We start from the raw sequence: 26,922 nt of genomic DNA, 5'->3' as shown, positions 1-26,922 counted from the left end.
ACGCTGTTGAGTTCTCAAGGAACGGTCGCTTCCTTTGTACTCACCCTCTCGGGCTTTCCTCCGGGCTTCCCTTCGGTGTTTCCGACTCTATCAGATCTTTTTCCGATCCGATTTCCTCGGTGCTTTCGAGGCTTTCACTTCGGCGTTTCCGCTTCCGTGTTTTTCCTTTCCGGCGGTCCAAACTCTAGCAGGGTTTTTCCGTCTCCCTGACCAGTCGATCGCAGGCATGCGAGAACTGATCCCGAGATAGGATCTGACGAGTTTGGGTGCTGCCGAGGTGAGCGCGCTGTCGCGCAGCCCGGTCTCAGGCAGGACGATGACTGTACACAAGTCCTGGCGACGACGCAAACCCCCGAGGATGGTGGTCTAGACCACTAGCTGCTAACTTCTCTGGGGAACCGCCACCTACCCCACTCATCGGGAGGCCCCCCATGACCCACGTGACGTCCCCCCTCGCCGGACGCGCCATCGGACTGGCCAACGTGCCCGATCCGGTCTTCTCCGGGGCCATGGTGGGCCCCGGTACGGCGATCGACCCGGTGCGTGAGCCCTCCGAGGTCGTGTCCCCCGTGGACGGCGTCGTCGTCTCCCTGCACCCGCACGCGTTCGTCGTGGTCGACGAGAGCGGGCACGGTGTGCTCGTCCACCTCGGCATCGACACGGTCCAGCTCAACGGCGAGGGCTTCGAGCTGCTCGTGAACAAGGGGGACACCGTCGCACGCGGCCAGGCCATGGTGCGCTGGGACCCGGCCGCGGTCGAGATCGCCGGCAAGTCCCCCATCTGTCCTGTCGTCGCGCTCGAGGCCACGGCCGAGTCCCTCGCCGAGCTGCGCGAGACCGGTGACGTGAAGACCGGCGACAGCCTCTTCTCCTGGTCCTGATCTCCTTGTCCTGACGGCTCGGCCGTCCTACGGCATGTACGACAACCAACGCGGCGGCGGGGGCCGCCGCATTAGCGGAGACGGTGAGATGGAGACAACGCTGCGAGGCGTCGGTGTGAGCCACGGTGTGGCGATCGGCGAGGTCAGGCACATGGGGACGGCCGTGCTGGAGCCGCCTGCCAAGCAGATCCCGACGCAGGACGCGGAGCGCGAGCAGGGCCGTGCCCGGCAGGCCGTGGACGCCGTGGCCGCCGACCTGACGGCACGCGGCAACCTGGCCGGCGGTGAGGCGCAGGCCGTGCTGGAGGCCCAGGCCCTGATGGCCCAGGACCCCGAGCTGATGTCCGACGTGGAGCGGCGGATCGCCGTGGGTAGCACCGCCGAGCGCGCGGTGTACGACGCATTCGCGGCCTACCGCGAGCTGCTGGCCAATGCCGGTGAGTACCTGGCGGGCCGGGTCGCCGACCTGGACGACGTGCGCAACCGCATCGTGGCGCGGCTGCTCGGGGTGCCGATGCCGGGTGTGCCGGACAGTGACCACCCCTATGTACTGGTGGCCCGTGACCTGGCCCCGGCCGACACCGCGCTGCTGGACCCGGCGCTGGTGCTGGGCTTCGTGACCGAGGAGGGCGGGCCGACCAGCCACAGCGCCATCCTGGCGCGGGCGCTCGGGGTGCCGGCCGTGGTCGCGCTGCCTGGCGCCGGTGAGCTGCCGGAGGGCACGGTCATCGCGGTCGACGGCAGCTCGGGCGACATCTTCGTGAACCCGACCGAGGAGACGACGGCGCGGCTGGAGTCGGCCGCCACCGAGCGCAAGGCCGCGCTGGCCGCGTCCAGCGGTCCCGGTGTGACGGCCGACGGGCACAAGGTGCCGCTGCTGGCCAACATCGGCGGTCCGGCGGACGTGCCGGCGGCGCTGGAGGCCGGGGCCGAGGGTGTGGGTCTGTTCCGTACCGAGTTCCTGTTCCTGGACGACAGCAAGAACGCGCCGTCCGAGGAGAAGCAGGTGACGGCCTACCGGCAGGTGCTGGAGGCGTTCCCCGAGGGCCGGGTCGTGGTGCGGGTGCTCGACGCGGGTGCGGACAAACCGCTGGAGTTCCTGACGCCGGCCGACGAGCCGAACCCGGCGCTCGGTGTGCGGGGGCTGCGGACGCTGCTGGACCACCCGGAGGTGCTGCGGACGCAGCTGACCGCGCTGGCGAAGGCCGCCGAGGGGCTGCCGGTGCACCTGGAGGTCATGGCGCCCATGGTGGCGGACCGTGCCGACGCCAAGGCGTTCGCGGACGCCTGCCGGGAGGCGGGGCTGCACGCCAAGTACGGCGCGATGGTGGAGATCCCGTCGGCCGCGCTGCGGGCGCGGTCGATCCTGCGGGAGGTCGAGTTCCTGTCGCTGGGCACGAACGACCTGGCGCAGTACACCTTCGCGGCGGACCGGCAGGTGGGCGCGGTGTCGCGGCTCCAGGACCCGTGGCAGCCCGCGCTGCTCGACCTGGTCGCGCTGTCCGCCGAGGCGGCGCGGGCCGAGGGCAAGAGCTGCGGGGTGTGCGGTGAGGCCGCGTCCGACCCGGTGCTGGCGTGTGTGCTGACGGGTCTGGGTGTCACCTCCTTGTCGATGGGTGCGGCGTCGATCCCGTACGTGCGGGCGACGCTGGCGAAGCACACGCTGGCGCAGTGCGAGCGGGCCGCGGCGGCCGCGCGTGCGGCGGACAGTGCGGACGAGGCGCGGGCGGCGGCTCAGACGGTGCTGTCGGGCGAGTAACCGGTACCGCGAGCACGCCGCGGTGTGCGTGTGGTGGTCAGGGGCGTCCCGTCCTTCGGGTGGGGCGCCCCTGGCGCGTTTCAGTGGTGGTGTCCGCGGCCTTCTTGGTCGTCGTCCGCGAGGTCGGGGGCCGCGCGGTAGTCGACGCCTGATTCGGGGGCGATGAGGTCGCCGGTGTCGATGTCGGTGCAGTAGGCGTCGAAGACCTCGGAGGCGGTGAGCGGCTGGAGGTGTCCGGCGCGCAGGCGCCAGCCGTGGACGCGGTCGGGCCGGTCGGGGGCGCTGACGCGGATGACGAGGCCGCCCGGGCTGCGGGTGGCGAGGCCGAGGGCGAGGACGCTGGTGAATTCGAGTGCCTCGGCCTGGTCGGGTTCGGCGGTGCCGTGTGCGTCGGCGTCGGCGTGGAGCACGGCGACCAGGGTCTCGGGTGGTCCGGCGACGCTGCACACCAGGTGCTGGGCGCCGGGTGGCGCGGTCTCCAGGACGCGGGCGAGCAGGGCGGAGGCGCGGACGAAGGCGGCGCGGCCGATGTCCTCGCCGCAGGTGGCGCAGGGGCCGAGGCGGGTCAGGAGGGTGGTGGCGTACTCCCAGGTGGCCTGGCGGACGGCTTCGCCGACGAGGGCGGGCAGGAGTGCGGTGAGGGGTTCGCCCTCGTAGGGGATGGTGGGGCCGAGGGCGGCCAGTTCGGCGGTGAAGCGGCCGCGGCTGGCGGGGGCTTCGGGGTCGATGCCGGTGGCGGTGCAGAACTCGGCGTACTCCTCGGGGTCGAAGAGGGCGAGTGCGGTGTGGCTGCCTTGCGCGGCGCGGGTTTTGAGGACGGCTTCCATCTGGCGCAGGTAGGTGGTGTGGTCGTCGAAGGTGAAGCTGCGGTAGCGCCGCATGGCGCGGAAGTCGTGTTCGTCGGTGAGCAGCCCGACGGTGCCCGCGATCTCGCGGCGCAGGACGCGTCGCATGGTCTGGTGGTCGGTGCGCGCCATGGTTTTCCCCCTGTGTGTGCGCTGTCGATCAGTGCTCACTCACCGTAACCGGGGGCACTGACAACGGGGGCGGGCGGAGCCGGTCGCGGACCATGTGATGCTGAATTCCGCAGGTCAGAGCGATGGTGGTGCCGAGGGCGGTCCAGCCGAGGGGGCCAAGGGCGAGGGCGGCGGTGACGGCGAGGGGGCCGAGGGAGCGCTGTGCGGCCTGGGCGAGGCCGTGGACACCGAGGTAGCTGCCCTGGGCGTCGTCGGGGGCAAGGGCGACGGAGAGTTCCCACGAGACGGTGGCGTGCAGCATTTCGGCGAGGGTGAAGAGGGTGGCCGAGGCGGTGAGCAGGCAGGTCGCGCGGACCGGGTCGCCGGTGGCCGAGAGGGTCATGGTGAGGCCGCCCAGGGCGAAGAGGGCGGACAGCGGGACGAGGAGCCGGCGGGATGCCTCGGTGGTGGCGCCGAAGCGGGCGAGCGGTACCTGGAAGGCGACGACCAGCGCGCTGTTGAGCACGAGCAGCAGGGGTGCGAGGCCGTGCGGGACGCCCGGGGTGTGGGCGATCCAGAGCGGCAGGCCGATCTTGAAGTAGGTGTCGTCGAGGAAGAGCACGGTCTCGGTGCCGACGTAGGCGAGGTAGGTGCGGTCGCGCCAGGGGGTGCGGGGGCGGGCGCGGGGTGTGTCCTCGGCGGTGGCTGCGACGCGGCTCGCGGAGGGGGGTTCGGCGCAGGTGAGGGTGAGGAGGGCGACGAGGACGAAGGAGAGGGCGTCGCCGGTGAGGAGCCAGCGGTAGGCGGTGGTGGTGCCCAGGGTGAGGGCGGCGGCCGCGGCGAGGCCACCGAGGGCCCAGCCGGCGTTGGCGGCGGTGCGGTTGACGGCCTGGTAGCGGACGCGCTCGGGTCCGGCGACGCGGGTGGCGTACAGCTTGGTGAGGATGCTGGCGGCGCGGTCACCGAGGGCGCCGAGCGCGGAGTAGGCGACCAGCAGGCCGTGATGGTCGGTGGTGAGGAGGGCGAAGGAGGCGACGGCGCGCAGGAGTTGGAGCGCGATGAGGACGTGGGTGAGCCGGAAGCGGTCGGCGAGGCGGCCGCCGAGGGGTGCGCCCGCGATGCCGACGGCACCGGAGACCGCGGCGAGGGTGCCGACCTGGGCGGCGGAGAGGTGGGAGACGTAGGTGAAGTACAGGACCGAGACGGAGGCCCACAGGCCGCTGCCGATGCGGTCGAGGAGGGTGACGGCGAGCATCCGGCGTCCGTCGCGGCCTCCCGGTATGCGTGCTCGGTGGTTGGCTGCGCCGGGCTTCGCGGCCACGGTTCCCCCTTGCCTCGATTTATGTACTGATACATAATCAGGTACGTGGCAACACAATATGAGATCAGCGGTACGACCGCCAAGGGGATTACGCGTTCCGTCGAACAGGGCGTGGCCGAGGGCGTGTTGGCGCCAGGAGCGGCGCTGCCTCCGGTGCGGCGGCTCGCGGAGGAGCTGGGGGTGAGTCCCGGCACCGTGGCCACCGCGTACAAGGACCTGCGGCGGCGCGGGATCGTGGTGACCCTCGGCCGGGGCGGGACGGTCGTGGCGGAGGCGCCCTCGGTGGCGTCCCGGCGCCCGCCCAAGGTGCCCGAGGGCCTGCGGGACCTGGCGGGCGGCCACCCCGATCCGGCGCTGCTGCCGGCGCTGGTGCCGCCCTCGCGGCTCTCCCCCGGTGTCCGCTCGCACCGTTCGAGTCCCCGGCTCGCGCGGCTGGAGAGCGCGGTGCGGGAGTGGATCGGCGCCGACGGGGTGCCGGTGGAGCAGGTGACGTTCGCGCACGGTGCGCTGGACTTCGTCGGCCGGGTGCTCTCGGCCGAGCTGCGGCCGGGGGACGCCGTGGCGATGGAGGACCCCGGTTATCACCATCTGCTGGACCTCGTCGCGGCGTTGGGGCTGCGTACGGTGCCGGTCGCGGTGGACGGCGACGGGATGCGCCCGGAGGAGCTGCGGGGCGCGCTGCGGGCCGGGGTGCGCGCGGTGGTGCTCAGTCCACGGGCGCAGAATCCGTTCGGCGGGGCTTTCTCAGCGGCGCGCCGGGACGCACTGGCCGAGGTACTGCGGGAGGCGCCGGAGGTGCTGGTGCTGGAGAACGACCACGCGTCCGACATCTCCGGTGCGCCCCTGCGTTCGCTGGCCACGACCGGGCTGCCCCGCTGGGCCCATGTCCGGACGGTGAGCAAGTTCCTCGGCACCGACCTGCGGTGGGCGGCGGCCGCGTGCGACCCGGTGACGCTGGCGAGGCACGACGGGCGGCTGCTGCTGACCTCGGGCTGGGTCAGTCATCTGCTCCAGGAGACGGTGCACGGTCTGCTCACGGACCCCGTCACGGGCGCGCTGGTGGCACGCGCGCGTGCGGAATACGCGCTGCGCCGGACCGCGCTGGCCCAGGCGCTGGGCGAACGGGGCATCCCCGCGCACGGGGGGAGCGGGATGAACCTCTGGGTGCCGGTGCGGGACGAGTCGGCCGTGGTGAACGGCTTGCGGTCGCGCGGCTGGTGGGTCGCGGCCGGGGCGCGGTTCCGGCTGGCGTCGGCGCCGGGGGTGCGGATCACCACAGCAGAGCTGGAACCACCGGAGGCGGTGCGGCTGGCCTCGGACTTCGCGGCCGTGCTGAGCGAGTCCGAGGCCACCTACGGGGGCTGAAACGGAGTCAGGCGCGCTTGCGGGCGAGTTGCTCGTAGAAGCCGAGCAGGGTCAGGTCGTCGATGGAGCCGGGGTTGACCGCCTTCTCCAGCGGGGTGCCCTGGAGGAGGCGCTTGACCGGGACCTCGATGCGCTTGCCGGTCAGGGTGTGCGGGACGCCGGGGACCTCGATGATCTCGTCCGGGACGTGCCGGGGCGAGAGCTGTTCCCGGATGGCCTTCTTGACGCGGTCTCGCAGGGCGTCGTCCAGGGCGGCGCCGGGGGCGAGGTGGACGAAGAGGGGCATCCAGTAGCCGCCGTCGGGCTGTTCGATGCCGATGACCAGGGATTCCTTGATCTCGGGGAGGCGCTCGACCACCTCGTAGATGTCGGCGGAGCCCATGCGGACGCCCTGGCGGTTGAGGGTGGAGTCGGAGCGGCCGTGGATGATCACCGAGCCACGTGAGGTGACGGTGATCCAGTCGCCGTGCCGCCACACGCCGGGGTAGGTGTCGAAGTAGCTCTCGCGGTACCGGCTGCCGTCGGGGTCGTTCCAGAAGCGGATGGGCATGGACGGCATGGGGTTGGTGACGACCAGCTCGCCCACCTCGTCCACTAGTGGCTCCCCGCTGGGGTCCCAGGACCGGAGGTCGGTGCCCAGGCCGGGGGCCTGGAGTTCGCCGGTGTACACGGGCAGGGTGGGGACGGCTCCGGCGAAGCAGGAGCAGACGTCGGTGCCGCCGCTGACGGAGGCGATCCACAGGTCGTCGCGGACCTCGTCGTGCAGCCAGCGGAAGCCGTCCGGGGGCAGCGGGGAGCCCGTGGTGGCGACGCACTGGACGGTGGAGAGGTCGAAGTCGCGGGCCGGGTGGACGTCCGCCTTGCGGCAGGCCATGACATAGGCGGCCGAGGTGCCGTAGAGGGTGGTGCCGGTGCGTTCGGCGACCCGCCACTGGGCGCCGGTGTCGGGGTAGCCGGGGCTGCCGTCGTACAGGACGATCGTCGTACCCGTGAGCAGGCCGGAGACGAGGAAGTTCCACATCATCCAGCCGGTCGAGGTGTACCAGAAGAAGCGGTCCTCGGGACCGAGGTCGCAGTGCAGGCCGAGCTGCTTGAGGTGCTCGACGAGGATGCCGCCCTGGGACTGGACGATGGCCTTGGGCAGGCCGGTCGTACCGGAGGAGTACAGCACCCACAGCGGGTGGTCGAAGGGGACCTGTTCGAAGACCGGCTCGGTGTCGCCGGCCGTCAGGCCGGCCCAGTCCAGGGCGCCCTCGGGGGCGTCGGTGCCGAGCAGGGGGATGTGCACGACCGCGCGCAGGGTGGGCAGTTCGCGGCGGAGTTCGGCGACGGTGTCGCGGCGGTCGTGCTCCTTGCCGCCGTAGCGGTAGCCGTCGACGGTGAACAGGACGACGGGCTCGACCTGCTGGAAGCGGTCCAGGACGCTGCGGGCGCCGAAGTCGGGCGCGCAGGAGGTCCACACGGCGCCGACGGCGGCCGTGGCGAGCAGGGCGACGACGGCCTCGGGGATGTTGGGCAGGTAGCCGCTGACCCGGTCGCCGGGGCGGACGCCGAGGTCGCGGAGGCGGGCGGCCAGCGCGCCGACCTGGCGGCGCAGTTCGGACCAGGTCACCGGGCGGGGCTCGTGGGTCTCGTCGACGTACAGCAGCGCGGGTTCGCCGGCGCGGTCACCGGCGGCGCGCAGGGCGTGCTCGGCGTAGTTGAGGGTGGCGCCGGGGAACCACTCGGCGCCGGGCATGGCGCGGTCGCCGAGCACGCGCGCGTAGGGCGTGGCGAAGCGGACGTCGAACCACTGGGTGACGGCCGTCCAGAAGTCCTCCGGCTCGGCTACGGACCACTGGTGCAGCGCCGGGTAGCCGCCCTCGGCGGGGGCGCCGTGGTGCTCGGCGGCCCATGCCTGGAACCGGGTGATGCGGGCACGGGCGATCCGCTCGTCGGTGGGCTGCCAGAGCGGCTGCGGATGCTCGGTGGACATGATGCGGCTCCCGGACTGTACGCGTCGTTGCGTCGTCCGCGCACGGCTGAGGGGTGCGCGGGACAGGGCTGACAGGGACGATGCCATGTGATCGACTTCGGCACCAGGGCACGCCCCCACATGGTGCGTGTGTCAACGATGTGGTCCCACCACGGTGAACGGCAGTTGAACGGCACACGCGCGTGGCGCGCACAGTGACAGGGTGAGCAGCATGAACGGTCGTGACCTGGTGCGTTCGTGGGGCGGAGTCGGCGCGGGACGCGCCGCGCGGGGGATGCGGGCGGTGCGGGCCGCCTGGCACCGCAGGCGCAGCGACGCCGTGGGGCTGCCGCCGAGGGGTGCGGAGCGGGCGCGGGTGCCGGGTGAGGTGCGGGACGCGGAGCCGGAGCCGGGCGGCGGGGTGATCCGGTTCGCGCGCTCGGAGCTGCGGATCGTGGTGGCGGTCGGCGGGGCGGTGTTCCTGGGCTGGGACGGGGCGGGTCCGGAGCCGTCGTACGCGCTGGCCGGTGGGGCGCCCGAGGTCGATCCCCGGGCACTGCTGGAGCCGGACAAGGACGGCGGCTGGCGGGTGGTGGCCGAGCGGGTGACCGTCGCGGTGTCCCGGCACGGCGCGGTGGAGATCCGTACGCCCGGCGGTCTGGTGCTGCGCCGGGAGCTGCCGCCGCGCTGGTGGGAGCCCCTGGGCGGGGGCGCGGCGCGCTGGACGCAGCGGGCCGAGGTGGCGGCGGACGCGCGGTTCTTCGGGCTGGGCGGGCGGACCTCGGGGCCCCGGCTGCGCGACGGCTCGTACCGGCTGTGGAACGGGGCGGTGCCCATGGCGATGCCGGTGCAGCTCGTGGTGGCGGACGCCTCGGCGCATCTGGTGTTCCACGACACGCCCTGGGACGGGACGGTGGTCCTGCGGGAGGGCGAGGAGGGCGCCGGTTCCGGGCACGACCGGGCCGGGTGCTGCGAGATACGGATGGCCGGGGGTCCGCTGCGCTGCTGGGTGATCGTGGGCACCCCCGCGCGCGTGCTGGGCGCCTGGGCGTCGCTGACCGGCGCGCCCGCGCTGCCGCCCGCCTGGGCGCTGGGACACCAGCACGCGCGGGACTTCGCCGGCGAGCAGGAGGTACGGGCGCTCGTCGCGGGCTACCAGGAGCGCGATCTGCCCCTGGACGCCCTGCACCTGGACGCCGGCCATCACGACGGCGGACGCCCCTTCAGCGTCGACCCGGACCGATTCCCCAAGCTGCCAGTGCTCGCCGAGGAGCTGCGCCGGGACGGGGTGCGGCTGGTGTCGGCCGTCGACACGGCGGTACCGGTGGTGCCGGGGGACTCGGTGTACGACGGCGGCTCGGCCGTGGACGCCTTCGTGCGGGACGCGTCCGGGCGGACGGTACGGGGTGAGGGGCGGGCCGGTGAGTCGGTGTTCCCGGACTTCACGCACGCGTGGGTCCGCGCGTGGTGGGGCGGGCTCTACGAGGAGCGGCTGGAGCAGGGGTTCGCCGGGTTCTGGCACGGCGCCCACGAGCCCTCCGCGCGGGACGCGTTCGGGGAGCCGCCGCTGCCGCGCTCGGCCCGGCACGCCCTGGACGGGGCCGGCGGCGACCACCGGGAGGCGCACAACCTGGACGCCCTGTGCATGGCGCGGGCCGCGTACGAGGGGCTGCGTGAACTGGCACCCGGGGAGCGGCCCTTCGTGCTCTCCCGGTCCGGCTGGGCCGGAACCCAGCGGTACGGCGGCATCTGGTGCGACGTGGGGACGGGCTGGCCGGCGCTCAGGGCGTCGCTGTCCCTGGTGCTGGGGCTGGGGCTGTGCGGGGTGCCGTACGCGGGGACGGATGTCGGGGGGCCCGGCGGTGACGCGTCGCCGGAGCTGTATCTGCGGTGGTTCCAGCTGGGCGCGTATCTGCCGCTGTTCCGTACGCGCACGGGCGCGGGTGCGGCGCGCGAGCCGTGGGAGTTCGGGTCGGAGGTGCTGGGGCACGCGCGCGTGGCGCTGCTCGAACGGAGGCGCCTCCTGCCGTACTTCGGGACGCTGGCGCACCTGGCCCGGTGGACGGGGGCGCCCGCTGTGCGGCCGCTGTGGTGGGGGGCGCCGGAGGACCGGGCGCTGCGGGACTGCGAGGACGCGTTCCTGCTGGGTGACAGCCTGCTGGTGGCGCCGGTGCTGGACCCCGGTACCGAGCGGCGGGCGGTGCGGCTGCCCCGGGGCCGCTGGTACGACACGGTGACGGAGCGGGCGTACGAGGGGCCGGGACAGGTGCTGGTGGAGGCTCCGCGGGGGCGGATTCCGGTGCTCGCTCGCGCGGGTGCCGTCGTTCCGGTGCGCGGGGCGGACGGCACCTTGGCGCTGGAGGTGTGGGCGCCCGCGCCGGGGCGGTCCGGGGGCGGTCTGGTGGTGCCGGACACGGGGGAGACCGAGAGGTACGCCACCCGCTGGGACGGCACGCGCGTGGTCGTCACCCGCGAGGCGGACGACGGCCCTGCCGAGCCGTCCCGGCCGGTGCGGGTACGGGGGCTCGGCGGGGCCGCCACCGGTCAGTAGCGGCCCTGGAACCAGGCGCGGACGGCCAGGGTGTGCAGCGGGAAGGCGAGTTCCTCGGGGCCGCGCAGCAGGTGCCAGCCCTCGGTCTCGTCGGTGGCGGCGGAGGCCGGGAGTGCGTCCGCGGGGCGTTCCGGGAGGAGCCCGAAGAGCAGCAGATGGCCGTCCGGCGAGCTCATGGCGTCCACCAGCCGCAGGTCGCGGGCGTCGGCCTCGATGCCGGTCTCCTCGCGCAGTTCGCGGACGGCCGCGTGCTTCCAGTCCTCCCGGTCGTCGATGAAACCGCCGGGCAGCGCGACCCCGCCGAGCTGCGGGGCGACGGTCCGGGTGATGACGACCAGGGCGGCGCCGTGGGTGTCGTACACGGGCTGGAGCACGACGGCCACCGGCAGCGGGTTGCGGTAGGCGGTGGTGCCGCAGGCGGGGCAGGCACGCGGCCAGCCGGTGACGCCGTCCCCGTAGGGGGCCCCGCAGCTCGAACAGTGGGAACCGGGACCGGAGTTGGCGGCCGGCTGCTGAATCTCGGACACGCGCGGACTGTATCCGATCACGGCGGGCGTGTCGCGGGGTGCCGGAGGGACGGGTGGGGCGGGGTGCCCCACGGGTCAGGTGGCGAGGGCGCGGCGGCGTTCGGCGGCCAGCTGCATGGCGTGCTGGACGACGCCGATCAGCACGGTCTTCACCGACTCCCGGTCGCGGGCGTCCGTCAGCAGCACGGGCACGTCCGGATCGAGATCGAGCGCTTTGCGGACCGACTCCGCCGGGTAACGGGCCGCTCCCTCGAAACAGTTGACGCCGACCACGAACGGGATCGCCCGGCGCTCGAAGTAGTCGACGGCGGCGAAGCAGTCCTCCAGGCGCCGGGTGTCGGCGAGGACGACGGCGCCGAGCGCGCCCTCGGACAGCTCGTCCCACATGAACCAGAACCGCTCCTGGCCGGGCGTGCCGAACAGATAGAGCACCAGGTCGGCTCGGAGGGTGATGCGGCCGAAGTCCATGGCCACGGTGGTGGTGCGCTTGCCCTCGACGCCGTCGGTGTCGTCGATGGGCCGCCCGGCCTCGGTCAGCAGCTCCTCGGTGCGCAGCGGCCGGATCTCGCTGACCGCGCCGACCATGGTGGTCTTGCCGACGCCGAACCCTCCGGCCACCAGGATCTTGAGCGTGACGGGCTCGACGGGGGGCTTGCCGCGTTCAGCTCGTCGCTCGAAGACCATCGCTCGCTTCTCCTGCTCGGTGGGGATCGGTGGGTCGGGTATCGGTGTGGGTGTCAAGTTCGGAAGACTCGGTCGGTGGCGTGCCGTAGCCCCCGCCACCAGGGGTTTCGACGACGAGTACGTCACCGGGCGCCACGTCGGCCGAGCCGCTGGCGCCCAGGTCGGTGACCGTGCCGTCGGCGTGCTCGACCCGGTTGGCGCCGAGGGCGCCGGGTGCGCCGCCCGCCATACCGTACGGGGGGACGCGGCGGTGCTGGGAGAGGGCGGAGACGGTCATCGGTTCCAGGAAGCGGATGCGGCGCACCGCGCCGTCCCCGCCCCGCTGCCGTCCGGCGCCGCCGCTCCCCCGCCGTACCGCGAACTCGTCCAGGCGGACGGGCAGTCGCCACTCCAGGACCTCGGGGTCGGTGAGCCGGGAGTTGGTCATATGGGTCTGCACCACATCCGCGCCCGGAAAGGTGTCGCCCGCACCCGAACCGGAGGCGATGGTCTCGTAGTACTGGTGGTCGTCGTTGCCGAAGGTGACGTTGTTCATCGTGCCGGAGCCCTCCGCCTGCACGCCGAGCGCCGCGTAGAGGGCGCCGGTGATGGCCTGGGAGGTCTCCACGTTGCCCGCGACCACGGCGGCGGGTGCCTCCGGGGCGAGCATCGAGCCCGGCGGGACGACGATGTCCAGGGGGCGCAGGCAGCCGTCGTTGAGCGGGATGTCGTCGGCGACGAGGGTGCGGAAGACGTACAGCACGGCCGCGTGGACGACGGCGGAAGGGGCGTTGAAGTTGGTGCCGAGCTGGGCGGAGGTGCCGGTGAAGTCGATGGTGGCCCGGCGCGCGGCCCGGTCGACCCGCACCTGGACGCGGATGACGGCGCCCGAGTCGGTCTCGTAGGCGTACTCCCCGTCGTCCAGGGCGTCGATGACGCGCCGGACGGATTCCTCGGCGTTGTCCTGCACGTGCCGCATGTACGCCTGGACCACGTCGAGACCGAACTCCTCGATCATGCGGCCCAGTTCGTCGGCGCCCTTGCGGTTGGCGGCGATCTGGGCGCGCAGGTCGGCGAGGTTGGTGGCGGGGTTGCGCGAGGGGTACGGGGCGTCGGCGAGCAGCCGGCGGGTCTCCTCCTCGCGGAGGCGGCCGTCCTCGGTGAGCAGCCAGTTGTCGAAGAGGACGCCCTCCTCCTCGATGGTGCGGCTGCCGGCCGGCATGGAGCCGGGGGCGATGCCGCCGATCTCGGCGTGGTGTCCGCGCGAGGCGACGTGGAAGAGGATCTCGGGGTCACCGGGCCCGCCGCCGAAGACCGGGGTGACCACGGTGATGTCGGGCAGGTGGGTGCCGCCGTGGTACGGGTCGTTGACGGCGTAGCTGTCGCCGGGCCGCATCCGCGCACCCCTGCGCCGGACGACCTCTTTGACGCTGGTGCCCATGGAGCCCAGGTGGACAGGGATGTGCGGGGCGTTGGCCACCAGGTTGCCGTCCGGGTCGAAGAGGGCGCAGGAGAAGTCCAGGCGCTCCTTGATGTTCACCGACTGGGCGGTGGACTCCAGTTGGGCGCCCATCTGCTCGGCGATGGACATGAAGAGGTTGTTGAAGACCTCCAGCAGGACCGGGTCCACTTCCGTGTCGGGCCGGGAACTCTCCGTGACGGCCGTCCGTTCCATGACCAGATGTCCGTGGTCGTTCGCGGTGCCCTGCCAGCCCTCGTCGACGACGGTCGTGGTGCCGGCCTCGGTGATGATCGCGGGGCCGGTGACGGTGTCACCGGGCGGCAGGGCTTCCCGGCGGTGCAGGGGTACGTCGCGCCAGGCGCCGTCGGTGTGCAGGCGGGCGGTGTCGGGTGTGGCGGGGGTGCCTTCGTAGGGAGCGAGGGCGGAGAGATCGGGGGGCGGGGTGAGGCCGGTGGCTTCCACGGAGAGGGCTTCGACGACGATGTCGCGGTCCAGGGTGAAGGTGTAGGTGGCGCGGTGGCGTTCTTCGAAGGCGCGCCGCATGGTGTCGGGGTCGGTGAGGTCGACGGTGAGTGTGGTGTCGGTGCCGTCGTAGCGGAGCTGGGCGCGGCGCGCGGTGCGGACGCGGTCCTCCGGCACGTCCTCGGCGCGGAGTTCGGCGCGGGCGGCGGCCTCCAGCGCGTCGGCGGTGTCACGGACGCCGGGCATCGCCGCCTCGGTCAGGGGTGCCTCGACGGACTGCTCGCGCATCGCCGTGATGTCGGCGAGGCCGATGCCGAGCGCGGAGAGGACACCGGCCATGGGCGGCACCAGTACGGTTCGGATGCCGAGCGCGTCGGCGACCTTGCAGGCGTGCTGGCCGCCGGCGCCGCCGAAGGTGGTGAGGGCGTACCGGGTGACGTCGTGGCCCTGCTGGACGGAGATCCGCTTGATCGCGGCCGCGATGTTGGCGACCGCGATGCGCAGGTACCCCTCGGCCACCTGCTCCGGTGTGCGGTCGTCGCCGGTGGCCTCGCGGATCTCGCGGGCGAGGGCGGCGAACCCGTGGCGTACGGCGCCGGCGTCCAGCGGCCGGTCGCCGTCGGGGCCGAACACGGCCGGGAAGCGGGCGGGCTGGATGCGGCCGAGCATGACGTTGGCGTCGGTGACGGTGAGCGGGCCCCCCGCGCGGTAACAGGCCGGGCCGGGGTCGGCTCCGGCCGAGTCGGGGCCGACCCGGTAGCGGGAGCCGTCGAAGTGGAGCACGGAGCCGCCGCCCGCCGCGACGGTGTGGATGTCCAGCATGGGGGCGCGCAGCCGGACGCCCGCGATCCGGTTGGTGAAGACGCGCTCGTACTCCCCCGCGAAGTGCGAGACGTCGGTGGAGGTGCCGCCCATGTCGAAGCCGATGACGCGGCCGTGCCCGGCCAGTTCCGACATGCGGGCCATGCCGACGATGCCCCCGGCGGGCCCGGACAGCACGGCGTCCTTGCCGCGGAACTGCCCGGCCTCGGTGAGCCCGCCGTTGGACTGCATGAACATCAGCCGTACGTCGCGCAGTTCGTCGGCGACGTGCCGGATATAGCGGTGGAGCACGGGCGAGAGGTAGGCGTCGACCACGGCGGTGTCCCCGCGCGGTACGAGCTTCATCAGCGGGCTGACCTCGCTGGACAGCGAGACCTGCGGGAAGCCGGCCCGCTCGGCAAGCTCGCCCACGGCCTGCTCGTGGCCGGGGTGGAGATGGCTGTGCAGACAGACGACGGCGACCGCGCGGATGCCGTCCTCGTACGCGCGGCGCAGCTCGCGCTCCAGGGCGGCCAGGTCGGGGGCGCGCAGTTCGGTGCCGTCGGCGGCGATCCGCTCGTCCACCTCGACGACCCGCTCGTAGAGCTGCTCGGGCAGTTCGATGTGGCGGGCGAAGAGGTGGGGCCGGTTCTGGTAGGCGATCCGCAGGGCGTCGCGGAAGCCGCGGGTGATCACCAGCAGGGTGCGCTCGCCCTTGCGCTCCAGCAGCGCGTTGGTGGCGACGGTGGTGCCCATCCGGACCGCCTCGACACGCTCCGGGGAGCCGCCGAGCAGTTCGCGGACGCCCGCCACGGCCGCGTCGGCGTACCGGGCGGGGTTGTCGGAGAGCAGCTTGCGGGTGAGCAGACCGCCGTCGGGGCGGCGCGCGACGATGTCGGTGAAGGTGCCGCCCCGGTCGACCCAGAACTCCCAGCCTGTCACGTCCCTACCCCGCTTCCGCGCTGGTCACAGCGCCCGGAGGCCGTCGATCACGTCGCGCAGAATACTCTCGTCCGGCAGCTCGGCCGGGGGCACCGGACGGGTCACATGGACCAGTTCGGCGTGCACGAGGTCCCCGATCAGGACGCGCACGACTCCTACGGGCAGGTCGAGTCCGGCGGCGAGTTCGGCGACCGACTGCGGTTCGTCCCTGCAGAGGCCGACGATCTCCACATGCTCCGGCGCCAGCGTCGGGTCGTCCTCGGGGTCGCCGGCGTCCGGTTCGGTGACGACGACCGCGATCAGGTCGAGGACATGCTGGCCGGGGCTGCTGGTGCGGCCACGTGTCATGGCGTACGGGCGGACGACAGGACCCGCCTCGTCGTCGAACCAGTGGCCGCCGCTTCTCTGACCCTCTCCGCTCATGTCGTCCGACTACCCGCCCACGGGCGGCTCGCTGCGCGGGGCACTGCCCAGATGGACGCCGACCCGCTTGACCAGCAGCGTCATCTCGTACGCGACCTGGCCGACGTCGGAGTCGGCGTCGGAGAACACGGCGAGGCAGCTTCCGTCGCCGGCAGCGGTGACGAAGAGGAAGGCGTCGTCCAGCTCGACCACGGTCTGCCGGACGTTGCCCGCCTCGAAGTGGCGGCCCACGCCCTTGGCGAGGCTGTGGAAGCCGGACGCCACGGCGGCCAGGTGCTCGCTGTCCTCCCTGGTCAGGTCGGTGGACACGCCCATGGCCAGGCCGTCGCCGGACAGGACGACGGCCTTGCGGATGCTGGCGACCCGGTCGACCAGGTCGTCGAGGAGCCAGTTCAGCTCCTTCTTCTTGCTGTCCGTGTGGCCGGTCGCGTTCGGTGCGGTCATCGACCGTCTCCCTCAGTCGTTCCTGGTGCTGTGCCGCTGTGGGCCCGGTCGCCCTCAGCGTTCTCCTCGCGGCCGCGCTCCCAGCCGCGCTGGAGCGACGCCATCCGCGAGCGGACCTCGTCGGCGTCGCGTACGGCGGGCTCGAAGGTGTTCTCGGGGCGCCGGTCGGGCTCGCGTCTGAGCTGCGGCGCCAGGTTGGCCTGGCGTACGCGCTTGGGCAGCGGGGCGATGCCGTCGGGCGCCTGGTCGGCGTGGGCGGCGGCTCCGTGGGCGGCCGCCGCGCTGATCGGGTCGGGGGTGTCCGGGGCGGTCCGGGTCCGTCGCGGCAGCTCCGGGGGCAGCGCGTCGGCGCCCGCGGGCGGGGTCTCGGGCCGTTCGGCGGTGGCGGTGCGGGCGGTCCTGGGGGTGGGGCGCCGACCGGATTCGCCCCGGCGGCGGGTGGGCAGCGGGGGCGGGCCGTCGGGTTCGGCACGCGAGGCGACGGGTTCGCCGTGCGAGCTGACCAGCTTGGGCGGCTCGCGCCGGGGCGGCGGCACGAGCGCGGCCGGGTCGTGGACGTCGGCGGGGTCGAGGCTGCGGGCGCGGAAGATGCCGCCGAGTTCGCTGTCGTCGTCCGCCAGCACGCTCGGGAATTCCTCGGCGGGCGCGTCGAGGGCGGGGCGGTCCACGAGGGCGCCCAGCTCGGCCGGCTCGTCGCGGTCCACGGGCCGGGCGGTGCCGCGTTCCCTGGTCCGCTGGGTCTCCTTGGACAGGTCGCCGAGCCGGATGCCGATGCCGTTGGTGTCGGGAGCGTCGTCGGTGAGCAGCGCGTCGGGGATGAGGACGACGGCGGTGGTGCCGCCGTAGGGAGAGGGCTGGAGGGAGACGCGTACGTGCTGGCGGCGGGCGAGGCGGCTGACCACGAACAGGCCGAGCCGGTCGGTGTCGGACAGCTCGAACTCAGGGGTCTCCGCGAGCCGCAGATTGGCGTCGAGCAGCGCCTCGGCGGTCATGCCGAGGCCGCGGTCGTGGATCTCCAGCGCGAAGCCGTTGGCGACCCGCTCCCCCACCACATGCACATGGGTGTGCGGGGGCGAGAACAGCGTGGCGTTCTCCAGCAGTTCGGCCACGAGGTGGGTGAGGTCGGAGACGGCGGGGCCGACGACCGCGACGCGGGGCAGCCGCCGTACCTCCACACGCTCGTAGTCCTCCACCTCGGCGACGGAGGCGCGGACGACGTCCATCAGCCGTACCGGGCGGCGCCACTGGCGGGAGGGGGCGGCGCCGGAGAGGATCACCAGGCCCTCGGCGTGGCGGCGCATGCGGGTGGTGAGGTGGTCCAGCCGGAAGAGGTCGGCGAGTTCGTCGGTGTCCTCGGTGCGGCGCTCCATGGTGTCCAGCAGGGTGAGTTGCTTGTGCAGCAGCACCTGGCTGCGGCGGGCGAGGTTGACGAACACCTCGGAGACCCCGGCGCGCAGTTCGGACTGCTTCACGGCGGCCTCGACGGCGGCGCGCTGGAGGGTGTTGAGGGCGCGGCCGACCTCGCCGATCTCGTTCTGGTCGTAGTCGGGCCGGGGCACCTCGCTCTCCACGTCGACCGGTTCGCCCGCGGAGAGGCGGCGCATGACGTGGGGCAGCCGGACGGCGGACGCCTCGTGCGCCTCCGTCCGCAGCCGCTTGAGGTCGCGAATGAGACGGCGGCCGACGCGCACGGACAGAACGAGGGAGACGAGGAGGGCCGCGAGGCCGAGGACGCCGGCGACGGCGGCCTGGGCGATGACGCCGTAGGTGACGGGCCGCACCCGGTCGCGGAAGCGGTGGCCGGCCTGGTCGTCCATGGTGCCGAGGTCTTCGAGGACGCCTCCGGCGACGGCGTGCCAGCTCGCGGTGGTGACACCGCGTGGGATGCCGGCGCCGGTGTCGATGACCTCGCGCTCGGCCGCCCGCAGGGGGGCGGTGGTGGCGTTGCGCCAGTAGCCCTCGTAGCGGTCGCGTTCCGGGGCGGGCAGCAGCGGCAGGCTGACGTCGTAGAGGAGGGTGCGCTGGGCGACGAGGTCGGAGACCTGGCGGGCCTCCTCGCGGGAGAGGCTGCCGACCACCAGGGCGGAGCCGAGGATGGCGTCCTCGCGGGCAAGGAGTTCGCGGGCGCGGCCGGTGTTGACGAGGGCCCCGGCCTGCTTGTCCATCTCGACGTCGTCGACGCCGTCGACCGCGGCGACCAGGGCGTAGCAGGGGTCGACCAGGCGGTTGTAGAGGTCGAGCGCCCCGGCGCGGGTGAGGGTGCGCTCCTCGACGCTGCGGCGCAGGGACTCCAGGCCGCCGAGGGCGTCGAGCGCGGTGGTGAGGCGTTCGCCGTCCTCGCCGCGCAGCGCGTCGCGGGTCTTGGGGTTCCGGGCGTTTGCGCGGAGGGTGGCCAGGGCCCGGTCGGTGGCGGTGCGCGAGCGGTGCAGTTCGGCGAGGGCGTCGGCGGCCCGCGGGTCGGCGAGGTAGACGAGGCTCTGCCGGCGCTCGTGCTGGAGGTCGCGGACGGTGCCCTCGGTGGGGTGGCCGATGTACTTCACGGCGCGTGAGACGCGCAGCGACCGGGCGACCTCACTTCCCGTCAGCACGGTGGCGAACGCCCAGACGACGGTCAGGGCCACCAGCGGCACGAGAAGCAGCGCCACGATCTTCCGGCGGATCGACTTCCCGCGAAACCGCATGGCCTCCCCCAGCTCGACCCCTCACCCGGGGGTACGTGTGTCCGACTCGGAACGGCGCGAGCCTACTACCGCCCCACAGGGGTCTCGTAGGCGCGTCTGATGCGTGAACTCCCTTGCACCCGGCGGTAGATGGCGAGTTGTCCGGGCATTGGGGGAGATTGCGGCCGTGACGGGAGGGGTCCAGGGGAAGCGGGCCGAAACAGTACGGACAGCGGTTGGCTGGAAATTTTCACAAGTCGGGAATCTTCGAGTCGCCTCGTTCGTCGTTCACCTGGGGAAACGGGGAGGGAATCGGCCACACCGGCCGCGTCCTTCGCCCCGGCCGCGTAAAACAGCGCAAGCCGGGCAGCCACTGGGGAGTCGGGGCCTTCGGGTTCCGGGGCGAGCGGTTTGCCGGCGGTGGGGAGTGACACGGTGATGGGCACGGCTGAGCGGCGCGATGCGCCCGAGGTTGGCGTGGCGGAGCGCCCGGCGTGGATTCCGGGCCAGGTGGGTCCGGAGCGCGGGACACCGGCGCGCACGCCGGGTGGCGTGAGAGCCGGGCGGCAGCAGGCGGAGTACCGGCCGCTGTGGGTGGAGGAGCCGGCGAAGCGGCGCCGGATGGCTGACCCGGTGCGTACGGCGGCGGTGCGGGCGGTGCTGATCATCGCGGTCACGCTGATCCAGGCGATGGTGGCGTTCCTGTGCACGATGGCCGGGTCCTGGGCGGCGTTCCCGATGGTGATCAGCAGCGTGGTGAGCACGGTGGTGGCCACCTGGGCGGTGGTCGACGTCTGGGTGACCCGCCAGGTGTGGAACCAGCGGTACGGAGTGGTCTCCGAGCCCAGCAGCACCGCGCGGCAGCTCCGCCGGGAGCGGCGGGCGGCGCGGCGTCGTGAGCGCACCGCGCGGCGGGACCAGGAGCGGATAACCAGGCGGGCCGGCGCGAAGCGGCTGTCCCACCCCTGAGGGAACCGACCCGCGCGGACTCATGTCGTGGCGGTCTCCACGGCCCGGCCGAGTGCGCGCCGGGCACGGGTGAAGGGCCTCTGGGCCGGTCCACGGCGAGTACGGCGACGGTGGTGCCGTCGCGTTCGCAGCGGGCCAGGAAGCCTCCGTCGCCGGGCCCTTCGCCGGAGAGTTCGCCCTCGGTGACGCGGACGGTGTCCCCCGCCTGGTGCTGGCCCGGGCGCTTTCAGGCGGCCGTTCCCTCGCGCACCGTGACATGGACGTGGATCACGCCGTCGTCCACGGTGACGAGGTGGGTGCGCAGGGCGTGCCGGGCCGGGAGGCAGGTCGGGGCGCCGGTGCGCAGGTCGAACGCGGAGGCGTGCAGCGGGCATTCGATCAGACACCCCTCCAGCCAGCCCTCGGAGAGCGAGGCGTCCTGGTGGGTGCAGGTGTCGTCGACGGCGTACAGGGAGCCGTCGTCGGTGCGGAAGACGGCGATCGGCGGGGCGGTGTCGAGCCGGACGGACTCGCCCTCGGGGAGGTCTTCGAGACGGCAGACGGGAATCATGGGTCCCCCCTCTCGGTCCGGGACGCTCGGTCCGGACCGGACAGGTGCAGACGGCAGGATGTGAGGGTGCGGCAAGGGCCGGGGGCGCGCTGGACCGGGCAGGGCCGAGTGATCCGCACCTCTTCCGGGACCCGGACGCTTCGGTAACATGATGTTCCGCAGGGCGCACGAACATGCGCTGTGCGCAACAGAATCCGCGCGGGACGGCCGTCGCGTCAAGGGCTCCCCGCACACGCGGCCCGAACCGGGCCGGCAGATGGTGGGAGTCGAGCCATGAGCCGTACGCAGAAGCGGTCCGACCGCGGCGACGAGACCAGGGCGGACGACGACTCCCCGGAGCGGGGCAGAGGTCGTGGCGCGGCCGGTTCCGTGCAGTCGGTGGACCGCGCCGTGAGCGTGCTGGAGATCCTCGCCCGGCACGGTGAGGCCGGCGTCACCGAGATCGCCGGGGAACTGGACGTGCACAAGTCCACCGCGTTCCGGCTGCTCGGCGTCCTGGAGAACCGGGGCCTGGTGAGCCAGGCCAGCGACCGCGGCAAGTACTTCCTGGGCGCGGCGGTGCTGCGCCTCGCCGGAGCGGCGGCGGTGCGGCTGGACATCTCCCAGGAGGGCGTCCCCGTCTGCCGCGAGGCCGCCGACGAGCTCGGCGAGACGGTGAACATCGCTGTGCTGGACGACGACGCCGCCGTCAATGTCATGCAGGCCCGCGGCACCGCCTCGGTCACCGCGCAGAACTGGCTCGGCAGGCGCACCCCGCTGCACGCCACCTCCAGCGGCAAGGTGCTGCTCGCGCACATGCCGCCCACCCTGCGCGAGGGCTTCCTGGCCCGGCCGCTGCCCCGGTTCACCGAGCGCACGGTCACCGGCGCGGCCCTGCTGCGGACCGAGCTGGAGTCCGTGCTGGCGCGCGGATACGCCGTGACCACCGACGAGTTGGAGCTGGGTCTCGCGGCCGCGGCCGCGCCGATCCGGGCCCACGACGGCAAGGTCATCGCGGCGATCAGCGTCTCCGGGCCGGTGTACCGGCTGGGCCCGGAGCGGCTGCCGGTGGTGGCGAAGCGGATGGTGTCGGCCGGCGAGGAGCTGTCCCGGCGCATGGGTTACGGCTTCTGACGGAGGGCCGGGCGGACGTTCGGCGGCCCGGCAATCACGCCGCGGCACCGGGGAGTCGCCGGTGCCGCGGCGCCGTGTGCAGGGGCTTCGCCTCCCCCGCGTGTCCGGACGGTCTCGGCGACCCCGACTCGTTCTGCCAAGCGTTCACATGTGCCTCTTGACGGCGCTGTCACGGCGTTCTCACTATGTTCCCCACCACGCAACCCATCGTGCGATGCGCAACAGCAGAGGCACTGGTCGGTGCCCGACCTCCCCCACCCCCGTCCGCGCAAGGAGGGGCATGTCCGCAACGCCCGAAGACCGTCCGCACCCGTCACCCGGGACCTCCCCGCGCGTCGTCGTCGTCGGCGCCGGAATCGTCGGCTGCTCGCTCGCCGACGAGCTGACCGCGCGCGGCTGGACGGACGTCACCGTCCTCGAACAGGGCCCGCTGCCCGCCCCCGGCGGCTCCACCTCGCACGCGCCGGGGCTGGTCTTCCGGACCAGCCCGTCGAAGACGCTGACCGGGTTCGCCCGGTACACCGTGGAGAAGTTCGGCTCGCTCAGCCACGACGGCGTCCCCTGCTTCGAGCCGGTCGGCGGTCTGGAGCTGGCCACCACCCCCGAGCGCCTCGCCGACCTGCACCGCAGGGCCGGGCTCGCCGCGGCCTGGGGCGTGCGGGGCGAGGTGGTGAGCACCGCCCGCTGCAAGGAACTCTGGCCGCTGCTGGACGAGTCGGTGGTGCTGGGCGGCTTCCACACGCCGGAGGACGGGCTGGCCCGTGCCCTGCTCGCCTGCCGTGCCCAGCTCGACCGGGCCACCGCACGCGGCGCCCGTTTCCTCGACCGGCACACCGTCACCGGCATCGAGCGGGCGGACGGCCGGGTCAGCGGCGTCATCACTGACCGGGGCGTCTTCCCGGCCGACCATGTCGTCTCGGCGGCCGGCTTCTGGGGCCCGGTGATCGGGCGGATGGCCGGGGCCGACGTGCCGCTGCAGCCGCTGGCGCACCAGTACGCCCGGACCCGGCCGCTGCCCGAGCTGAGCGGGGCACGCGCCGAGGCGACCCTTCCCATCCTCCGCTTCCAGGACGCCGACCTGTACTTCCGCCAGCACCACGACCGGATCGGCATCGGCTCCTACGCGCACCGGCCGCTGCCCGTGGACCCGTTCGGCGTGCCGGGGTACGACGCGGCGCGGGGGCGGGGGATGGAGATGCCGTCCTCGTATCCCTTCACCGAGGAGGACTGGGCGCCGAGCTGGGCGGATGCCCGGCGGCTGGTGCCGGCACTGCGCGGGGCCGAGGTGGAGAGCGGGTTCAACGGGGTGTTCTCGTTCACCCCGGACGGCATGCCGGTGCTCGGGGAGACCCGTGAACTGCGCGGTTTCTGGCTGGCCGAGGCGGTGTGGGTCACGCACTCCGCGGGTGTGGCCAGGGCGGTGGCCGAATGGATGGTTGACGGCCGGCCGTCGATCGACGTGCACGACTGCGATGTCACGCGATTCGAGGGAGCACAGCGTTCACCCGCGTACGTCCGTGAACGCGGTTCACAGCAGTTCGTCGAGGTGTACGACGTCATCCACCCCCTCCAGCCGATGGAACGACCCCGCCCGCTGCGCGTCAGCCCCTTCCACGCCCGGCAGGAGCAGCTCGGTGCGTTCTTCCTGGAGGGCGGCGGCTGGGAGCGTCCCCACTGGTACGAGGCGAACGCCCCGCTGGTGGCTTCCCTCGGCGCCGAGTTGCCCGAGCGCGGCCCCTGGTCGGCCCGCTACTGGTCCCCCGTCGCCGCCGCCGAAGCCCACGCCACCCGCGAGCGCGTCGCCCTCTACGACATGACTCCCCTGCGCCGCCTGGAGGTGACCGGCCCCGGCGCCCTGGACTTCCTCGACCGCATGACCACCAACAGGCTCCGCAAGCGGCCCGGCGCCGTCACGTACACCCTCCTCCTGGACGACGACGGCGGCATCCGCTCCGACCTCACCGTGGCCCGCCTGGCCGAGGACCACTTCCAGATCGGCGCCAACTCCCCCGCCGACCTCGACCACCTCGTCCGGCACGCCCCCGCGGGAGTACAGGTCCGGGACATCACCTCCGGCACCTGCTGCGTCGGCGTCTGGGGCCCGCTGGCCCGCGCCCTGGTGCAGCCGTTGACCGGGGACGACTTCTCCCACGAGGGCTTCGGCTACTTCCGCGCCAAGCGCGCCCACATCGGCCATGTCCCGGTCACCGCCCTGCGCCTGAGCTACGTCGGCGAGCTGGGCTGGGAGCTGTACACCACCGCCGACCTCGGCCTCAGGCTCTGGGACACCCTGTGGGAGGCGGGCCGGGAGCTGGGGGTGATCGCGGCCGGACGCTCGGCGTTCAACTCGCTCCGGCTGGAGAAGGGCTACCGCGCCTGGGGCACCGACATGACCGCCGAGCACACCCCGGCCGAGGCGGGCGTCGGCTTCGCCGTACGGATGGACAAGGGCGACTTCGCAGGCCGCGACGCCCTGCGCCACCGCCCCGAGCCCACCCGCAGGCTGACCCCGCTGCTGCTGGACGACCCGGCCGCCGTGGTACTCGGCAGCGAACCGGTGTCGGTGGACGGCACGACCGCGGGCTACGTGACCAGCGCGGGGTACGGCTACACGCTGGGCCGGTGCGTCGCCTACGCCTGGCTCCCGGCGGGCCTCACCCCCGGCACGGGCGTGCACATCGAGTACTTCGGCGAGAAGGTCCCCGCGACCGTCGCCGAGGAGCCGCTGTTCGACCCGGAGATGACCCGCATCCGCCGCTGACGGGACGGCTCCGCCCCACCCCAGGAGGTCCGACAGAAGTGTCCCCCACCTACGACGTGATCGTCATCGGCCTGGGCGGCATGGGCAGCGCCGCCGCCCACCACCTCTCCGCACGCGGCGCGCGGGTGCTCGGGCTGGAGAAGTTCGGCCCGGTGCACGACCGGGGCTCCAGCCACGGCGGTTCCCGCATCACCCGCCAGTCCTACTTCGAGGACCCGGCGTACGTACCCCTGCTGCTCCGCGCCTACGAGCTGTACGAGGACCTGGAGCGGGCCACCGGCCGGGAGGTCTCCGTCCTGTGCGGCGGCGCGATGGTCGGCCGGCCGGACTCCCGTACCGTCTCCGGCTCGCTGCGCTCGGCCACCGAGTGGGACCTGCCCCACGAGATGCTGGACGCCAAGGAGATCCGGCGCCGCTTCCCCACCCTGGCCCCGGCCGACGACGAGGTGGCCCTCTTCGAGGCGAAGGCGGGGCTGCTGCGCCCGGAGAACATGGTCGCCGCCCATCTCCAGCTCGCCACCCGGCAGGGCGCGGAGCTGCGCTTCGAGGAACCGGTGGTGCGCTGGGAGCCGTACCGGGACGGGGTGCGCGTGCACACCGGCGAGAACACGTACACCGCCGGGCAGCTGGTGATCTGCCCCGGCGCCTGGGCGCCCCGGCTGCTCGCGGACATCGGCGTGCCGATCACCGTGGAGCGGCAGGTCATGTACTGGTTCCAGCCGACGGGCGGCACCGGGCCGTTCGAGCCGGAGCGGCACCCCGTCTACATCTGGGAGGACGCGGACGGCGTCCAGGTGTACGGCTTCCCCGCCATCGACGGCCCCCGGAAGGGCGCCAAGGTCGCGTTCTTCCGCAAGGGGCAGCACACCACGCCGGAGACCATCGACCGGACGGTGCACGAACACGAGGTCCGGGCCATGGCTGACCACATGGCGGCGCTGATCCCCGACCTGCCCGGCACCTTCCTGAAGGCCGCCACCTGCATGTACTCCAACACCCCGGACGAGCACTTCGTGATCGCCCGGCACCCCGCGCACCCGGAGTCCGTCACCGTGGCCTGCGGTTTCTCCGGGCACGGCTTCAAGTTCGTGCCGGTCGTCGGCGAGATCCTGGCCGACCTCGCGCTGACCGGCTCCACCCCGCACCCGACCGGCCTGTTCGACCCCGCCCGCCTGACCGCCCCGGCCGCCCGAGGAGCCCAGCCATGACGACGACCCCGGTCTCCCCCAGCCTGATCCCCACCCTTCCCGGCCGCTACTACACCGACCCCGACGTCTTCCGGCGCGAACAGGAGGCGCTGCTGGAGTCGATGTGGTTCTGCGCCGTGCGCAGCGCCGACCTGGACCGGCCCGGCGCCTTCCGTACGGTCCGGGTCGGCCGGGAGAGCGTGCTCGTCACCCGCGACCGCACCGGCGTGCTGCGGGCCTTCCTCAACGTCTGCCGGCACCGGGGCGCCCGGCTGTGCACCGAGGAGTCCGGCGAGGTCCGCCGCGGCCTGCAATGCCCGTACCACGCCTGGACGTACGGGCTCGACGGGAGGCTGGTCGCCGCGCCCAACCTGACGAAGATGCCGGACGTGGACCGGGACCGGTACGGGCTGGTCAAGGTCGCCCTGCGGGAATGGCTGGGCTACGCCTGGCTGTGCCTGGCCGACGCGCCGCCCTCCTTCGAGGGCACCGTCCAGCACGCGGCCGCGGAGCGGCTGGGCGACCCGGCGGCCATCGAGCACTACGGCACCGAGCACCTGGCCCTCGGCAAGCGGGTCACCTACGACGTGCGGGCCAACTGGAAGCTGATCGTCGAGAACTTCATGGAGTGCTACCACTGCGCCACCATCCACCCCGAACTCACCGAGGTGCTCCCGGAGTTCGCGGACGGCTACGCGGCTCAAGTCCACGTGGGCCACGGCGCCGAGTTCGGCGCGGGGGTGGCGGGGTTCACGGTGGACGGCAGCGCGGGCTTCGGCCGGCTCCCGGAGGTGGCCGAGGAGCAGGACCGGCGCTACTACGCCATCACCGTCCGGCCCAACGTCTTCGTCAACCTCGTCCCCGACCACGTCATCCTGCACCGTATGTTCCCGCTGGCCGAGGACCGCACGGTGGTGGAGTGCGACTGGCTGTACGCACCGGAGGTGGTGGCGTCGGGGGCCGACGTGTCGAAGTCGGCGGAGCTGTTCCACCGGGTCAACGTCCAGGACTTCGCGGCGTGCGAGCGCACCCAGCCCGCCATGTCCTCGCGCGCCTATCGCGGGGGCGGGGTGCTGGTGCCGGCCGAGCACCACATCGGGGCGTTCCATGGATGGCTGCGGGAGAAGCTGGGCGAACAGGCTCCGTGAGCGCCGAAGCGGGGTAGGACACG

The 26,922-nt window shown here is 73.2% G+C and carries 19 protein-coding genes; 9 read left to right on the top strand and 10 right to left on the bottom strand.

Annotated elements, in window-relative coordinates:
- The first annotated feature begins 431 nt into the window (after window positions 1-431).
- Both E5082_RS21435 and ptsP read left to right on the top strand, forming a co-directional pair.
- Complete coding sequence (locus E5082_RS21435) at window positions 432-881, top strand: PTS sugar transporter subunit IIA (RefSeq protein WP_135792841.1); 450 nt, start codon at window positions 432-434, stop codon at window positions 879-881.
- Window positions 882-969: 88 nt separating this feature from the next.
- Window positions 970-2,640, top strand: coding sequence for a phosphoenolpyruvate--protein phosphotransferase (gene ptsP / locus E5082_RS21430; protein WP_135792840.1), 1,671 nt, complete (start codon window positions 970-972; stop codon window positions 2,638-2,640).
- An 80-nt stretch (window positions 2,641-2,720) separates the two neighbouring features.
- Here ptsP and E5082_RS21425 read toward each other — a convergent pair whose 3' ends face one another.
- A complete protein-coding gene (locus E5082_RS21425) occupies window positions 2,721-3,617 on the bottom strand; it encodes a hypothetical protein (RefSeq protein ID WP_135792839.1) in 897 nt (298 codons plus the stop codon).
- A 28-nt stretch (window positions 3,618-3,645) separates the two neighbouring features.
- Entirely contained in the window at window positions 3,646-4,917 is a 1,272-nt protein-coding gene (locus tag E5082_RS21420; protein WP_279638115.1) for an MFS transporter, read from the bottom strand.
- Between the two features lie 45 nt (window positions 4,918-4,962).
- On the opposite strand from E5082_RS21420, the gene E5082_RS21415 reads away from it, so the two are divergent.
- Window positions 4,963-6,282, top strand: a complete 1,320-nt coding sequence (locus E5082_RS21415; protein ID WP_135792838.1) for an aminotransferase class I/II-fold pyridoxal phosphate-dependent enzyme — start codon at window positions 4,963-4,965, stop codon at window positions 6,280-6,282.
- Window positions 6,283-6,289: 7 nt separating this feature from the next.
- Here E5082_RS21415 and E5082_RS21410 read toward each other — a convergent pair whose 3' ends face one another.
- The gene (locus E5082_RS21410) at window positions 6,290-8,257 is read right to left on the bottom strand and encodes an acetoacetate--CoA ligase (RefSeq protein WP_135792837.1); all 1,968 of its coding nucleotides are present in this window, start codon (window positions 8,255-8,257) and stop codon (window positions 6,290-6,292) included.
- 211 nt (window positions 8,258-8,468) lie between these two features.
- Here E5082_RS21410 and E5082_RS21405 point away from each other — a divergent pair, with 211 nt between their 5' ends.
- Entirely contained in the window at window positions 8,469-10,787 is a 2,319-nt protein-coding gene (locus tag E5082_RS21405) for a glycoside hydrolase family 31 protein (protein WP_135792836.1), read from the top strand.
- Here E5082_RS21405 and E5082_RS21400 read toward each other — a convergent pair.
- The 6 genes from E5082_RS21400 to E5082_RS21375 form a co-directional block, all read right to left on the bottom strand.
- Complete coding sequence (locus E5082_RS21400; protein ID WP_135792835.1) at window positions 10,781-11,314, bottom strand: NUDIX domain-containing protein; 534 nt, start codon at window positions 11,312-11,314, stop codon at window positions 10,781-10,783. The two genes, E5082_RS21405 and E5082_RS21400, sit on opposite strands and share 7 nt — an antisense overlap.
- 75 nt (window positions 11,315-11,389) lie before the next feature.
- Window positions 11,390-11,998 carry a GTP-binding protein gene (locus E5082_RS21395; RefSeq protein WP_135792834.1) on the bottom strand — a complete coding sequence of 203 codons (609 nt, stop codon included), beginning with the start codon at window positions 11,996-11,998 and terminating at the stop codon, window positions 11,390-11,392.
- On the bottom strand, window positions 11,976-15,644 hold the full coding sequence (locus E5082_RS21390; protein ID WP_135792833.1) for a hydantoinase B/oxoprolinase family protein: 3,669 nt from the start codon (window positions 15,642-15,644) through the stop codon (window positions 11,976-11,978). Before E5082_RS21390 ends, E5082_RS21395 begins: the two co-directional genes overlap by 23 nt.
- A gap of 24 nt (window positions 15,645-15,668) precedes the next feature.
- Window positions 15,669-16,067 carry a DUF742 domain-containing protein gene (locus tag E5082_RS21385; RefSeq protein ID WP_031180251.1) on the bottom strand — a complete coding sequence of 133 codons (399 nt, stop codon included), beginning with the start codon at window positions 16,065-16,067 and terminating at the stop codon, window positions 15,669-15,671.
- A 9-nt stretch (window positions 16,068-16,076) separates the two neighbouring features.
- On the bottom strand, window positions 16,077-16,511 hold the full coding sequence (locus E5082_RS21380) for a roadblock/LC7 domain-containing protein (RefSeq protein WP_030810398.1): 435 nt from the start codon (window positions 16,509-16,511) through the stop codon (window positions 16,077-16,079).
- Complete coding sequence (locus E5082_RS21375) at window positions 16,508-19,192, bottom strand: nitrate- and nitrite sensing domain-containing protein (protein WP_135792832.1); 2,685 nt, start codon at window positions 19,190-19,192, stop codon at window positions 16,508-16,510. The genes E5082_RS21380 and E5082_RS21375 overlap by 4 nt, the downstream gene beginning before the upstream one ends.
- 417 nt (window positions 19,193-19,609) lie before the next feature.
- Here E5082_RS21375 and E5082_RS21370 point away from each other — a divergent pair, with 417 nt between their 5' ends.
- Window positions 19,610-20,140 carry a hypothetical protein gene (locus E5082_RS21370; protein WP_135792831.1) on the top strand — a complete coding sequence of 177 codons (531 nt, stop codon included), beginning with the start codon at window positions 19,610-19,612 and terminating at the stop codon, window positions 20,138-20,140.
- 226 nt (window positions 20,141-20,366) lie between these two features.
- On the opposite strand, the gene E5082_RS21365 is transcribed toward E5082_RS21370, so the two are convergent.
- Window positions 20,367-20,690 (bottom strand): bifunctional 3-phenylpropionate/cinnamic acid dioxygenase ferredoxin subunit, encoded by a 324-nt coding sequence (locus E5082_RS21365; protein WP_135792830.1) that lies wholly within the window; start codon window positions 20,688-20,690, stop codon window positions 20,367-20,369.
- 273 nt (window positions 20,691-20,963) lie between these two features.
- On the opposite strand from E5082_RS21365, the gene E5082_RS21360 reads away from it, so the two are divergent.
- From E5082_RS21360 to E5082_RS21345, 4 genes are all read left to right on the top strand, one after another.
- The gene (locus E5082_RS21360; protein WP_190045346.1) at window positions 20,964-21,803 is read left to right on the top strand and encodes an IclR family transcriptional regulator; all 840 of its coding nucleotides are present in this window, start codon (window positions 20,964-20,966) and stop codon (window positions 21,801-21,803) included.
- 280 nt (window positions 21,804-22,083) lie between these two features.
- Window positions 22,084-24,564 (top strand): GcvT family protein, encoded by a 2,481-nt coding sequence (locus E5082_RS21355; protein WP_135792829.1) that lies wholly within the window; start codon window positions 22,084-22,086, stop codon window positions 24,562-24,564.
- 38 nt (window positions 24,565-24,602) lie between these two features.
- On the top strand, window positions 24,603-25,772 hold the full coding sequence (gene solA / locus E5082_RS21350; protein WP_135792828.1) for an N-methyl-L-tryptophan oxidase: 1,170 nt from the start codon (window positions 24,603-24,605) through the stop codon (window positions 25,770-25,772).
- The gene (locus tag E5082_RS21345; protein WP_135792827.1) at window positions 25,769-26,899 is read left to right on the top strand and encodes an aromatic ring-hydroxylating oxygenase subunit alpha; all 1,131 of its coding nucleotides are present in this window, start codon (window positions 25,769-25,771) and stop codon (window positions 26,897-26,899) included. The genes solA and E5082_RS21345 overlap by 4 nt, the downstream gene beginning before the upstream one ends.
- Window positions 26,900-26,922 lie beyond the last annotated feature (23 nt).

Source organism: Streptomyces griseoluteus (assembly GCF_004784465.1).
GTDB classification, from domain to species: Bacteria; Actinomycetota; Actinomycetes; order Streptomycetales; family Streptomycetaceae; genus Streptomyces; species Streptomyces griseoluteus.
The sequence above is the reverse complement of the archived record's forward strand: the minus strand, read 5'-3'. Positions and strand labels throughout refer to the sequence as shown.